This is a genomic window from Christiangramia sediminis, from assembly GCF_020552705.1.
GTDB classification, from domain to species: Bacteria; Bacteroidota; Bacteroidia; order Flavobacteriales; family Flavobacteriaceae; genus Christiangramia; species Christiangramia sediminis.
The window spans coordinates 240,265-253,709 of record NZ_JAJBZG010000001.1 but is presented as its reverse complement, the minus strand read 5'-3'; the positions used below and the strand labels follow the sequence as shown (position 1 = coordinate 253,709).

14 protein-coding genes are annotated in these 13,445 nt (G+C 39.1%); 1 reads left to right on the top strand and 13 read right to left on the bottom strand.

Annotated features, from left to right (window positions below; translation table 11 throughout):
* Positions 1 to 8: 8 nt before the first annotated feature.
* From accC to LGQ90_RS01215, 4 genes are all read right to left on the bottom strand, one after another.
* The gene (accC, locus tag LGQ90_RS01230; protein WP_229337313.1) at positions 9 to 1,451 is read right to left on the bottom strand and encodes an acetyl-CoA carboxylase biotin carboxylase subunit; all 1,443 of its coding nucleotides are present in this window, start codon (positions 1,449 to 1,451) and stop codon (positions 9 to 11) included.
* Between the two features lie 43 nt (positions 1,452 to 1,494).
* Positions 1,495 to 1,980: an acyl-CoA carboxylase biotin carboxyl carrier protein subunit gene (locus LGQ90_RS01225; protein WP_229337311.1), complete on the bottom strand. Its 486-nt coding sequence runs from the start codon at positions 1,978 to 1,980 to the stop codon at positions 1,495 to 1,497.
* 258 nt (positions 1,981 to 2,238) lie between these two features.
* Positions 2,239 to 3,576 carry an MBL fold metallo-hydrolase gene (locus tag LGQ90_RS01220; protein WP_229337309.1) on the bottom strand — a complete coding sequence of 446 codons (1,338 nt, stop codon included), beginning with the start codon at positions 3,574 to 3,576 and terminating at the stop codon, positions 2,239 to 2,241.
* Positions 3,577 to 3,588: 12 nt separating this feature from the next.
* A complete protein-coding gene (locus LGQ90_RS01215; protein WP_229338521.1) occupies positions 3,589 to 4,485 on the bottom strand; it encodes a sterol desaturase family protein in 897 nt (298 codons plus the stop codon).
* Positions 4,486 to 4,656: 171 nt separating this feature from the next.
* Here LGQ90_RS01215 and LGQ90_RS01210 point away from each other — a divergent pair, with 171 nt between their 5' ends.
* Positions 4,657 to 5,655, top strand: coding sequence for an aldo/keto reductase (locus LGQ90_RS01210; RefSeq protein WP_229337307.1), 999 nt, complete (start codon positions 4,657 to 4,659; stop codon positions 5,653 to 5,655).
* Between the two features lie 8 nt (positions 5,656 to 5,663).
* Here the strand turns inward: LGQ90_RS01210 and LGQ90_RS01205 are convergent, their stop codons facing one another.
* The 9 genes from LGQ90_RS01205 to LGQ90_RS01165 all read right to left on the bottom strand — a co-directional run bounded on the left by LGQ90_RS01205 (position 5,664) and on the right by LGQ90_RS01165 (position 13,137).
* Positions 5,664 to 6,074 carry a hypothetical protein gene (locus LGQ90_RS01205; protein ID WP_229337305.1) on the bottom strand — a complete coding sequence of 137 codons (411 nt, stop codon included), beginning with the start codon at positions 6,072 to 6,074 and terminating at the stop codon, positions 5,664 to 5,666.
* A gap of 149 nt (positions 6,075 to 6,223) precedes the next feature.
* The gene (locus LGQ90_RS01200) at positions 6,224 to 6,934 is read right to left on the bottom strand and encodes a nitroreductase family protein (RefSeq protein WP_229337303.1); all 711 of its coding nucleotides are present in this window, start codon (positions 6,932 to 6,934) and stop codon (positions 6,224 to 6,226) included.
* Positions 6,935 to 6,978: 44 nt separating this feature from the next.
* Positions 6,979 to 8,385 carry a coniferyl aldehyde dehydrogenase gene (locus tag LGQ90_RS01195; RefSeq protein WP_229337301.1) on the bottom strand — a complete coding sequence of 469 codons (1,407 nt, stop codon included), beginning with the start codon at positions 8,383 to 8,385 and terminating at the stop codon, positions 6,979 to 6,981.
* Positions 8,378 to 9,193, bottom strand: coding sequence for an SDR family oxidoreductase (locus tag LGQ90_RS01190; protein ID WP_229337299.1), 816 nt, complete (start codon positions 9,191 to 9,193; stop codon positions 8,378 to 8,380). The genes LGQ90_RS01195 and LGQ90_RS01190 overlap by 8 nt, the downstream gene beginning before the upstream one ends.
* Positions 9,194 to 9,262: 69 nt before the next feature.
* Positions 9,263 to 9,877, bottom strand: a complete 615-nt coding sequence (locus tag LGQ90_RS01185; protein ID WP_229337296.1) for a class I SAM-dependent methyltransferase — start codon at positions 9,875 to 9,877, stop codon at positions 9,263 to 9,265.
* A gap of 6 nt (positions 9,878 to 9,883) precedes the next feature.
* Positions 9,884 to 10,369 carry a DUF2231 domain-containing protein gene (locus LGQ90_RS01180; RefSeq protein ID WP_229337294.1) on the bottom strand — a complete coding sequence of 162 codons (486 nt, stop codon included), beginning with the start codon at positions 10,367 to 10,369 and terminating at the stop codon, positions 9,884 to 9,886.
* A 2-nt stretch (positions 10,370 to 10,371) separates the two neighbouring features.
* A complete protein-coding gene (locus LGQ90_RS01175) occupies positions 10,372 to 10,686 on the bottom strand; it encodes a hypothetical protein (protein WP_229337292.1) in 315 nt (104 codons plus the stop codon).
* Between the two features lie 106 nt (positions 10,687 to 10,792).
* The gene (locus tag LGQ90_RS01170) at positions 10,793 to 11,833 is read right to left on the bottom strand and encodes a cytochrome d ubiquinol oxidase subunit II (RefSeq protein ID WP_229337290.1); all 1,041 of its coding nucleotides are present in this window, start codon (positions 11,831 to 11,833) and stop codon (positions 10,793 to 10,795) included.
* Between the two features lie 2 nt (positions 11,834 to 11,835).
* Positions 11,836 to 13,137, bottom strand: coding sequence for a cytochrome ubiquinol oxidase subunit I (locus tag LGQ90_RS01165; RefSeq protein ID WP_229337288.1), 1,302 nt, complete (start codon positions 13,135 to 13,137; stop codon positions 11,836 to 11,838).
* Between the last annotated feature and the right edge of the window lie 308 nt (positions 13,138 to 13,445).

The window sequence follows — 13,445 nt, the reverse complement described above, 5'->3', positions numbered from 1 at the left end:
TCTGAATTTTAGTTGTGTGGTAATCTTAGTTGCTCCTTATCTTTCATATACTGCTTCAAAGCCATAAGGGCAGCGAGTTTTGCTTCTTCTTCGGTCTCCTCTTTCAAAGCTTCCGGAGAGTAATATTTCTTTACAAAATGAGTATCGAAATTTCCACTTCTGAAGGCTTCATGCTGAAATACAAATTTTCCGAAAGGCAGAGTAGTGCTCACGCCTTCCACGATGTAATGATCTATAGCCTTGATCATCATCTGTATAGCTTCTTCCCTGGTCTTACCGTAAGTGATAAGCTTGGCAAGCATGGGGTCGTAATAAATAGGAACTTCCATCCCTTCTTCGAAACCGTTATCCAGCCTTATTCCTTCACCTACCGGAATGGCATATCTTTCCAGAGTTCCGGTACTCGGCATAAAATCTTCGAGAGGATCTTCGGCATAAACCCGAAGTTCCATCGCATGACCTCTTATTTTTAAATCCTCCTGAGAAAACTGAAGTTGTTCTCCCCTGGCTACCAATATTTGTTGTTCTACAAGATCAACTCCCGTGATATATTCGGTTACCGGATGTTCTACCTGAAGTCTGGTATTCATTTCCAGGAAATAGAATTTCCTGTTCTCGTCAAAAAGGAATTCTACCGTACCTGCACCAACATAATCACAGGCTTTGGCAACCTTTACCGCAGCTTCACCCATTTCCTTTCTTAAAGCATCATCCAGCACTACAGATGGAGCCTCTTCCACTACCTTCTGGTGTCTACGTTGTATACTACATTCTCTTTCGAACAAATGAAGATAGTTGCCATGAGTATCGGCCAGCACCTGTATTTCAATATGTCTTGGGGAGGATACATATTTTTCTATAAAAACCGAACCATCTCCAAAAGCAGATTCTGCTTCGCTAATCGCTCGCTTCATTTGATCTTCAAGTTCTTTTTCTTTTTCAACAATACGCATTCCCTTACCTCCGCCACCGGCAGAAGCTTTTATCAAAATAGGGAATCCTATATCTTTAGCAATTTTCTTGGCTTTTTCGGTATCGGTGATCGCTTCATCAATTCCAGGAACCATAGGGATATCATAAGCTTTTACCGCATCTTTCGCGGCAAGCTTACTTCCCATTACTTTTATGGCTTTAGAACCCGGGCCAATCCAGGTAATTCCATTCTTTTCAACAGATTCCGCAAAATTTGCATTCTCACTCAGGAAACCATATCCCGGGTGAATTCCGTCAACATTCAACTTTCTGGCAACTTCTATAATTTTATCACCTTTTAGATAAGATTCGCTGGAAGGGGCTTCTCCGATACAAACAGCTTCGTCTGCAAACTTAACATGAGGTGCATTTCTGTCGGCCGTAGAATAAACCGCCACCGTATCTATCCCCATACGTTTTACGGTTTTCATCACTCTTAATGCGATTTCTCCCCTGTTGGCTACTAATATTTTTTTCATTGTAATTTGTTCTAACTTAGTACTTCTGGATTCAGATTTCGAATTATTCCATTTCTATCAATAACTGGTTCTTTTCTACCGTATCACTTTTAGTTACCGTAACAGATTTCACCACTCCGTCTCTTGGCGCGGTTAAAGTATTCTCCATTTTCATCGCTTCCAGTACGAGAAGGTAATCTCCTTCTTTTACCTCATCACCTTCCTTAACGTTCACTTCCAGAATAAGACCCGGCATAGGAGCCTTGATATCATTCACCTGCTGAGAGCTTCCCAGCGAAAGTCCCATCTCATCTATCAACTGGTCCAGATCATTATTGATCTTCACGGAGTAAATATTGGAGTTGATCTTTATCTCGTAGATTCTGTTCAGAAAATCCGGTTTAAAGACTTCTGCTGTGTAGGATCGGTTATCCTTTAAAAGATGATAATGTCTATCGGAAGTTTTTTGGGTATCCAGTGACTTAATTTCTTCTTCTGAAAATTCAAATTCCAGGGAGTCGTTCACTTTAACCTTGTAGTTCTTATCCATAAAAGGTTTATGTATAGTTATTTTTTTGACGTCGGAGCGTAAATATAGAAAAATTAAGGTGTTTGAAGTGTTGCAGAAATCTCAAAATCTAGAGAAATAATAAAAAATATCGATATTTCTGAGAATTTGACAATATTAGAAATTAGGATTTCTTGTGAGGCATTAAAAATAGAATACAGACTAACCTGATTTAACCCACAAAAAAACCCGAAACATAGATTCCGGGTTTAATATTAAAAAAGTGATTTTTAGTCCAGATTATTTGAAATCATTGATGGCATCACTAAGATCGTACACTTTAGTATTTTCGAATCTATTGTCCAGAATACTGCTTCCAGCAGCAGATCTATATCCGCCGGCACAGTGAACTACCACAGGTTTATGTGATGGAATTTCAGTCGTATTCTCTCTGAGTTCATTAAGCGGGACGGCAATAGCATCCTCGAAGATCTTCCCTTCGGCAACTTCGCTATGATTACGGATATCAACAATAGTATAATTTCCTTTATTCTTTTTAAAATCTTCTAGATCGAACTCATCAGATTTCTTCGAAACTCCGGAACCTAAAGTGATGACAGCCTTTACTTGTTTTTCGTAACCTATCTTGGCTGTTCTTTCCAGTAATTCTTCAATATTATTCACACTGTCCAGTACCAGGTAAAATTCCTCCTTCGGCTTTATAATAGCTCCCAGCCAGGTTTCATATTTATCCTTTTCTGAACGGGCCATGATATTGATACTATTTGGCAGATGTCCTGCTTTAAAGTCATCTCCGTCTCTGGTATCAACAACGGCAACTCCTTTTTCCACTTCTGAAACATTCAACATCAATTTATTGGCCCATTTGGTACGTTGTACATTTTCAGGTCCGGTTTTGTTGATGTCCACGTTAAATCCGAAATAATGCGGAATGAATGGCTGATCTTTCAGGATTTCTTCTACGAATTCGTCTTCAGTCTGCTCTTTGAAAGCCCAGTTCCCCTGGCGCTCATTTCCTAAAGTACTGGAAGCAGCGTCGCTCATATTCTTTCCACATAACGATCCTGCACCGTGAGCTGGATATACCAGAGCATCATCGGGTAGGTCTGTAAATTTGTTTTTTATCGTGTCATACATCTGCTTAGCCAGGTCTACTCTTTTAGCCTTCATATTTCCAGCCTTTTCACGTAGATCAGGTCTTCCAACATTTCCTATAAAAAGTGTATCTCCGGTAAACAAGGCTGTTTTGTCTCCTTCTTTCGCCACAACAGTAATACTATCAGGAGAATGTCCCGGTGTATTTATAGCACTGAATTTGGTCTCACCCAGAGTCAATGAATCACCATCGTCAAAAGTTTTATGCGGATAATCTGCGCCTAAAAGCTCACTAACGTAAATAGTTGCCCCGGTTTCTTCATGTATTTGCATATGGCTGCTCACAAAATCGGCATGAGGATGCGTTTCAAAAACCGCTACAATTTTAGCATTCTGCTCCTCGGCATATCTGTAATATTCCATCGGGTTACGAGAAGGGTCTACAAGAGCCATTTCTCCGTTGCTAACAATAGCATACGAATAATGCGCCAGCGGATCGTCTTTAAATTGTTTTATGGTCATTTTATTCGATTTTTATAATTTATTTGTCTTTACTTTATTCTTCTTTATAAATGGAAACAAGGTTTGATTTCCGAAATCTTCCGGGAAATTCTCGTCTCCGATGAATCCTAATTCTATTTTTTTACCACTTTCCGGAATATAGGCCGTACCGAAAATATAATCCCAGATACTCAGGCTTAAGCCGTAGTTCATTCCGTAAGGTCTGTCTTCAGGCAGATCTTTTGAATGATGCCATATATGCATTCTCGGATTATTGAAAATATATCCTAATACCCCATAATTCCAGCCCAGGTTTGCATGATTAAGATGCCCGATAAAAACTGCAAACATATGCACCACAAAGAATTCCTTAATCCCAAACCCAATCATTGCCAGCGGAATATACTGCACTGTTTTATAAATAATGGTTTCCATAAAGTGAAACCTGAACTGAGCGGCAAATCCCATCTCTTTCACACTATGGTGTATCTTATGGAATTCCCAGAGCCATGGTCTTTTATGTAATTGTCTATGAACATTCCATTGAATAAAATCTGCTAAAATGAACATGATCAATAACTGGGTCCAGGCAGGTAAACTACCTAATTGAATTGCAACGATATTTTCAATTCCAAAAAGCCCAAGAAAATCATTGAACAATTCAACTCCTACATTACTCAAAGCATTATAAACGATGAGTGAAAAGAGGAAAAAATTGAACAGTATATAAAAGCTATCCAGCCAGAATCCTTTTCGAAATACCTTTTGTTCCTTTCTCCAGGGTATAATTATTTCCAAAATCCAGACTAAAAGAGACAAACCAACAAGCCAGTAAAAATAACTCGTCCATGTGGGATGGGTTATTTCTGTTACCAGGTAATTAAAATATCCGGTAAAGGAATCTCTTATTATGTCTATATACTTTTCCAGGCTTTTCAAATTCTGACACAAAAATATAAATATCGTGTAGTTAAGGAAGTAACTTTTGTTACAGTTATTTACAAAAGCATTAACAGCCGCTAAGCTTTTCTGTTAGAATGCGTTAAATGGGATTAAATTCAAAGATAATCTCTTTAAATTTAAGCTTCTAAAAAATTAATTATGGGTAGAGAAGTATTAAAAGAAAAGCTGGGACTGGGTGGTGTAGCTATTGGAAACGGCTTTAAAGTGATGACAGATAGAGAAGCGGAACAAACCCTGGAAGCAGCATGGGACGCCGGAATAAGATATTATGACACCTCTCCCTGGTACGGGCTTGGATTAAGTGAAAGACGCTTTGGCCATTTTCTTCATAATAAGAAAAGGGATGATTATGTTCTTACCACTAAAGTGGGCCGGATTTTGACGGCCACTAATAAAGTTCCCGAGACTATGTGGAAAGATCCTGCTCCTTTCGATTATAAGTATGATTATTCAGCAGAAGCGGTTAGAAGATCTATTGAAGACAGTTTGCAAAGACTTGGGGTAGAAAGTATAGATTATGTTTTTATCCATGATCTTTCCCCGGACCATAATGACGAATATAAGGATGGGACAACCTGGTTGGATCATTTTGAAGTAGCTAAAAAAGGTGCCATGCCAGAACTTACCAAAATGAGAGAAGAAGGTCTTATCAAAGGCTGGGGACTTGGAGTAAATACTATTGAACCAATAATAAAAACGCTGGAAGAAACAGATGCCGATCCCGATCTATTCTTATCGGCTATCCAGTATTCCCTGGTAAATCATAAAAAATCTCTGGAGGAATTATTCCCAGCGATCGAAAAGCACGAGGTGGGCTTGATTGCTGCGGCTCCTTTCAATGCGGGCCTACTTTCCGGGAAAGACCGCTATAACTATTCAGGGGATATGCCTGAAGAAAAAGTAAAAAAATTGAACGGGATCAAGAAAATTGCGAAGAAACATGGTGTAGACCTAAGTTCTGCCTCCATACAATTCTCTTATGCCCCAAAAATTGTAAATACGGTCTTGGCTGGCGCAAGTAAACCAGAACAGGTTAAAGAGAATGCGAAAGCATTTGAGGTGAAGATCCCATCAGAATTCTGGCAGGACCTGAAAAATGAAGGTCTGATAGACCAGCGAGCAGAAGTACCTTCTTAACTTGAAATTCAAATTTCTCTTAGTCTTAAATACTGGTTACGCCCAAAGCTCATAAAATAAAGCATATACCCAAAGAATATCATGAGCAGCGTAGCCAGAAAAAGACTGTTAGTATTATATTTGAAATAAATCCCGAAGTATAAAAATCCTGATACCACCGCTACAGGTAGTAGGTATTTAGAAAAAATAAATCCCTTCACTTCTATTCTTTTGATCTCTCCCTCTGAGATTTCAATATCTAATGGCTGACTTCCGCACCAATCTATTTTCGCCATAAGCTGATATTTTCCCTCTGGGATCTCAAAAGATAAAACCTGCTTATCTTTAATTTCAGCAAATTTCCTTCCATTTAAATAAAGATCGAAAGACCTCATTTTGTTGGCCCATTCAGAGTTTCTTTTCACTAAAAGTTTAGGCATTCTAAATTATATAATTACCTGTGTAACAAATGTTACAGACTTAATATAAGGTTCGATTAACCTTGCAAGCTTGACAAAGTTCTTGTCCCAAAACATTGTTTTTTTCATAATTACAGAAACGTCGGTCTCACCCTACAAGGGATCGGCGTTTATTTATAGAACTGACTGATTTCTGATAACTTTTTCCTTTCTATAGCAGGAACTACTGCATCTTCAGCTGCGTAACCAACCGGCAATAATAAATAAGCTCTTTCATTTTTAGGCCTTTCTAAAAGATCTGCAAGAAAATTCATAGGGCTTGGTGTATGCGTTAAGGTGACCAGCCCGGCATTATGTATCGCCGAAATTAGCATTCCGCAGGCGATTCCCACAGATTCATTCACGTAATAATTATTTTGTTTTTTGTCGGCATCATCAACCTCGTATACTTCTTTGAAAACAACGATCAGCCAGGGAGCAATTTCGAGAAATTCTTTATTGGTATCGGTTCCTAAAGGGGCAAGATCTTTAAGCCAACGTTCACTCATTCGCCCTGAATAATTTTCCTCTTCTTCTTTTTCTGCAGCTTCCCTGATCCTGGATTTCAATTTTTTATTAGAAACAGCACAGAATTTCCATGGCTGCTTATGTGCTCCGGAAGGAGCCGTTCCGGCAGACCTGATAATAGTATCAATTACTTCTTGCGGAACTTCTTTATCTGAAAAATGACGCACAGACCTCCTGCTATTTAGAAAATGATAAAAATTCTCACTCCGGGTAATCATTTCTTCAGCAGATAAACTTTCTCTAACATAATGAATATGCTTATAACCATTGATCATCTTTTCCTTACCGGCCATATTGATACTATTAGATTTCATTCAAATTTATAAAAAGAAGAAAATTTCTCTTATTAATACATTTCTTAAACCTTAGTGATCCTTCCCAGGATATTAATAAGCCGTTTCTTAAGATCTGTAAATGGTGGATGAAGATAATCTGAAACTGCAAAATTCTTTTGATACATCACAGCCCGCTTTTTTGAAAAGGTTTTAAAACCATCAAATCCATGATAATGTCCCATTCCACTTGCGCCTACTCCGCCAAAAGGGAGATTATGCTGAGCAAGATGATACAGCGTGTCATTTATGGTAACTCCCCCTGAAAGTGTATTTCTAAGGAGCCAGTTGATCCTGCTTTTTTTATTATCAAAATAATACAGCGCCAATGGTTTTGGTCTTTCGTTTACATATTCTACAGCTTCCTCTATGGTTTCAAGATTTACCACTGGTAAAACAGGACCAAAGATCTCTTCCTGCATCAATTCCATCTCATCAGAAACATTAAATACAAGCTTTGGGGTCATAAGTTTTGGCTTATCAAGATTAATGTCGCTCAATTCTACGATCCTGGCCCCTTTTTCCTGGGCATCCTTGAGAAGGGAATTGAGTCGTTCAAAATGACCGGAATTTATAATCCTGCTGTATTGTTCATTTTCTGAAATATCAGGATAGAAATTTTCGAGTAATTTCCTGGCTTCATTTTCAAATTCTCTGTTCATCGCGTTAGGCATGATCACATAATCTGTAGCAACACAGGTTTGGCCACAATTAAATAGTTTCCCGGCCATGATCCTTTTAGCCGCTAATTTCACAGAATAGGAATTATGAATAACTGCGGGTGATTTCCCGCCCAGTTCCAGGGTTACCGGGGTAAGATTAGGTGCTGCGGCAGCCATGACCAATTTTCCAATTTTCGTGGAGCCCGTAAAAAATAAATGATCAAAAGGCGTCGATGAAAAATCTTTAGCAAGTTCAGCATCACCGGTTACGCAATGAATATATTCTTCAGGAAAATTTGAATTAATAAGTTTCTTTATCACTTCGGCCGACTCTGGAGCAATTTCAGAAGGTTTTAGAATAGCATGATTTCCCGCAGCGATGGCATCCACCAATGGACTAAGTGTTAGCAAGATCTGGTAGTTCCAAGCTCCCATGATACCCACAGAACCTAAGGGCTGATACTGGTAATAGGCAGAACTTGGCAGTAAGAACCAGGCTCCCTGAACATGTCTTCTTTTTGCCCAGCTGCGAAGGTTCTTCATTGCATGCCTAATTTCATCCTGGAGCGGAAAGATCTCCAAAAATAAGGTCTCTTCCCTGGCACGCACACCAAAATCCTTATAAACCGCATCAATCAGCTTATCCTTATTCTGCTCTACAATATCTGAAAGCGTTTTCAAACTATCCAGCCGGGTTTTGATATTCGGAGGTGACTTTTTAAAAGCAGATTGTTGCTTTTCCAGCAATGCGTGCAATTCGGTTTTATTCATTGGTTCTACCTTTAAATTGATCCATGGAATTATATATTCCGAAATACTTTCCAATTATAAGGTCCAGTATTCTTTTAGGAAGAAGTCCTTTTAGTAACGGAAGCGTATATAGAATTTTAGGAGTTCTAAGTATGATCTTATTTTTCTCAATAGCCATAATAATCTGACAGGCTACTTTTGCCGGCTTCAAAATGGGAATCACGGGAGATCTTACTCCATCAAACATCCCCGTATCTATATAAAAGGGCGTCACCGTGAGCACCTTAATTCCGGTTTTACCACGTTCCATTTCCAGGCGTAAAGAATCAGACCAACCTGTCATGGCCCATTTACTGGCGCAATAAACTGACATCCCCGGATTTGAAAGCATACTTGCGGCCGAGGAAATATTAACAATATGGCCGCTCTTTCTTTTGAGCATTGCAGGAAGTAACAAATTTGTAAGTTTCATGGGAGCCACGGAATTCACCTGCATATTCAGATCGATATCCCGGAGGGAATGTTCACTAAAATTCTTTCCCGTAACTACTCCTGCATTATTTATGAGAATATCTATTTCAAGACCTCTTTCTTTAATTTCTGCTACTGAATTTTTTAATTGCGTATCATCGGTAAGATCAACTTCCAGACAGAGAATTTGAACATATTCACTTTTCAATTGAAGCTCAAGTTCATGTAAAGCTTTTCTATTGATGTCTAAAATAATAAGACTGGTAGCTCCTTTTTCTAAGGAAACTTTAGCCATTAGCAAGCCGATACCTGAAGCTCCACCAGTTATAAGGACTGTTTTATTTCTAAATTTAGTCAAAGGCTCGATTAAGAATGAGCTTAAAAATAGAGTTTTTAAAGATAAATTCTGAAGGATTCAGCAGTGAACTTATTTTTTTCGGAATAATCCAAAAGTAAAATTCTGCACAGCATCCCAGGGTGTTTTATGATCCAGGTTTTCCAAACGTACTATTTCAAAATCCTTTTCAAAGAGCTCCTGCAGGTCCATAGAAGAATATTTTCTTATTTCAATGCCACTGCATTTATCCGGCCCGTTTTCAGAAAAAGTTCCCAGAATAAAATAGCCGCCAGATCTAAGGGAAGTCTTGAGTCTTGAAATATAATTCTCTACCTGGCTATCTTCGGTAAGAAAATGAAAGGCGGCACGATCGTGCCATAGTTCAAACTCCTGCTCAAAATTATATTCCGTAACATCGCTACAGATCCAGTTTACTTGCTCAGACTTTTCCCCCAATCTTTCTTTGGCTTTTTCTAATGCCATTTCAGAAATATCCAGCACACTTATATTCTTATAACCTAGTTTCAAAAGATGATCTACCAGGAAACTATTCCCCCCGCCAATATCAATGATCTGTGCTTTTTTTGAAAGACCTAAAGACTGTATAATTTTTAGAGAAGTTTCAGGTTTTTCCTGAAACCAGCTGGTCTCTTCAAATTCCTTTGTAGAATATATGTTCTCCCAGTGAGATTTAAGATCTTTCATAATTTTCTAATTAAATTCGGTACAATCTTCTGAAGGGATATTTACTCCTGCTGCCTGCTGATAGACCAATTCTGCTCCCAAGTGGCCCACATACATCAGCGTGCCCGTCCCGGCGAGCATTAGCAGCACCAGGATGAAAGAAGTAATTCTGGTCTTTAAAATATCTATATAACGCATGAGTAATTCAATAGCAAGCGCTATGGTAAAAATCCATGCGGTGGTATATGCGAAATTTTCATGTTCCTTAAGAACGGTTGGATCGCAAAGCTGTCTTGAAACAATTCCGTCGGCAAGATCTCCGGTATAAATGGCGATCCACACCCCAATCACCCCCAGGAAAAGCATAAGCCGACCGCCATGATCCCAGGTAATTTTTGAGGACCAAAGTCCTATAATTTTGAACAAGGTCGCCATGAGCAACAAAACTATTGGAAAATGAACGGACAGAGGATGAAACACCTCTGTCCGCCAAAAATCTGGTAATTCGATCATTCTTATTCCATTATTTTAACTGAAAGCGGATCCAGTCTTTTTCCATTTTTTTCAACTTCAACTTCAACTTTCTGACCTTCTTTTAACTCTGAAAAATCCACTTCGCTCCCATTTCTGGTAAGACTTGTAGTCTCTGTGAAATACAGTTCTAATGTTTTGTCATCTTCCGTAGATACATAAATTTCGGTTTTTTCAGCTTCTACTTTCTTGATAGTTCCCTGGTAAGTTCCAGATTCTACCACATCTGTGCTCTCTCCACAAGCAATAAACAAGATAACTGTGCTTAGAAAAAGTCCTTTTTTAATTAATGATTTCATAATATTCTGATTAAAATTAGTTTTCAGGATTGAAATTACCCAAAAAAGCAGGCTTCCCCAAGCTTAATTTCAGTTTTAAGCATTTTTAACAGAGCTTTTCTGCAATTTAATTTTCCTGCCGTTCTGAAGACCTGGACGGAATGTTGATCATATTAAAGGATTTCATGAGGTGAAAAAGACCTGGAAGAATCACACAACCCCCAATAATTAGTGATATTCCCAGCACTTTTATCACCGATTCGGGAGCTGTTCCTGCCAGCATATTCACCTCTGTGGTCTGGGTAATGATAAGATTCGGAAAGTGAGTATTTACCGCGGCAAAAATTACGAGTAGTATTTGCATCCCCGCAAAAATCCTGGTGAGAACGCTATCTTCCTTTTTAATAGCCCGCCATAGCGGAATTAATAACAATGCAGATAAAGCTATTGCTGCCAGGGACCAAGTATTTTGAAGAAAATCCTTAACAAAAACCATTTCTGTGAGGTAACCATATAGCAAAACCGTACCCCCAATTAGCACCAGCACTACCGTAAATATTCCAGATTTTCTGCTATACATTTTCCTGGTATCACCTGTGGTTTCCCCAATTAATAAAGTGGAAGCCAGAAATGCACATAAAGAAGCATAAAATAAGCCCGTCAGGAAAGTGAAAATATTAAGCCAGGGATCCATGAAAATTTCCTGAAAAGTAGTTTCAGTATAATCATTGGTCACCAGGATCTCTCCGCTTACCAGTGCACCAAAAGACATTCCCAGGAAAATAGGCGTGATTAAACTTGAAATTCTGAACATCCGGTTATACCAGTCCTGAGATCTATCTACCACGGCATCATAATGCCTGAAAATAAAAGCGACTCCACGCATGGTAATTCCCAGAAGAACCAGTGTTAATGGAATGTGCAGATATATGATTATGATGTTGAAATATTCCGGAAAAGCGATCCAAAGTATCACGATAAGTATGATCAACCAGATATGATTAGCTTCCCAAACCGGTCCCATAACTTTATAGATCGTATCCCGGTTCAGTTTCTTATTGTCACGCGATGAGAATAATTCTACGATACCAGCACCAAAATCGGCTCCTCCCAGCAATACATAAAGGAAAAGGGAAAAAAATGTGAAGAATAAAACTACGTACAACATACTTAGTCTTTTGGATTGTTTAGTACTTTAATTTGTCTGTTCACTAGCCAGGTAACGGTAATGGCGAGCGTAATATAAACCGCCAGGTACAAATAAAAACTATATTTTAATCCCGGCATGGGCGTAACTGCTTCAGAAGTACGCATGATATTATATACGATCCACGGCTGCCTTCCGACTTCGGTAACCACCCAACCGGCTTCCACCGCGATAAAGCCTAACGGGCTTAGCAGTGCGAACAGCCACCAGTATTTCCGGTTCTCCATCCAGCTCTTCTTTTTTAGACTCACAAAGTAAATGAGGGCAGCCAGCATTAGCAAAGAGCCTATTCCCACCATCGTTTGAAAAGCGTAGTGAACAATAGAAACCGGTGGAATATTCTCTTCAGGAAAATCATTTAATCCCTTTACTTCAGCATCAAAATCACCAAAAGCTAAGAAGGAAAGGGCTTTTGGAATTTCAATTTTATAGGAAACTTCTTTTTTCTCTTCGTCCACGATCCCACCAATAAATAAAGGTGCTCCTTTTTCAGTTTCATAATGGGCTTCCATTGCGGCAAGTTTGATGGGCTGTCGCTCTGCCACATCTTTTGCTGAAATATCGCCGCTAATTGGCTGAAGCAATGCGGCCACCGCACCAAAAAATATAGCGATCTTAAAAGCCTTAATATGCAAATCGGTCCTTTTTCTACGTAAGATTTGAAAAGCATGAATACCTGCTACGGCAAAGCCAGTGGCTGCAAACGCAGCCAGGGTCATGTGCAAGGCCTGGGAAAACCAGGCATCATTTAAAAATGCTTTTACAGGATCTATATTTACAAACTCCCCGTTAATAACATCAAAACCGGTGGGTGAATTCATCCAGGCATTGGCAGAAACCACCAGGATCCCGGAAACCACTCCCGATATCCCTACTATGATCCCGGTGATCCAGTGAAAAGTTTCCGGAAGTTTCTTCCAGCCGTAGAGATAAAAACCTAAAGCAATCGCTTCTACAAAGAAAGCAGCTCCCTCCAAAGAAAAGGGCATCCCGATCACGGGACCTGCATGTTTCATAAATTCTGGCCAGAGCATTCCCAATTCAAAAGAAAGTGCCGTTCCCGAAACCGCCCCGGTAACAAAAAAAATAGCCACTCCCCTTTGCCAGGCTTTAGTGAGATCCAGATATATGGGATTACGTGTATTTAGCCATTTACGGTGAGAAACCACCATAAAAAAAGGCATTACCATGCCTATACAGGCAAAAATTATATGAAAGCCGAGGGTAAATGCCATTTGAAGTCTGGCGTAATCGAGGTTCTCCATTTACGGAAGTTTTTCTTTAATAATTAAAGTAAGAGTTCAGAAATCACTCTTTTCTTTCGGCCAATAAATTTACAGAAAATTAGAGCTTTGGCCCTATTCGGTTAAGGCTAATTTCAGACTTTATTTAAATATTAAGAAGTGTGCAATTGAAGTCGAGATTCATTAAATAAAATATCCGGATCACTGAGCGGAATAACCATTCTAAACGGAGCCTTAACCTAACCTAAATTTGCTCCATTTGAGGAGAAGGTCTTTAATATGATGCACTGCGGAATACTGCGTGCAATTGTTTCCCCCCAAACCATAAC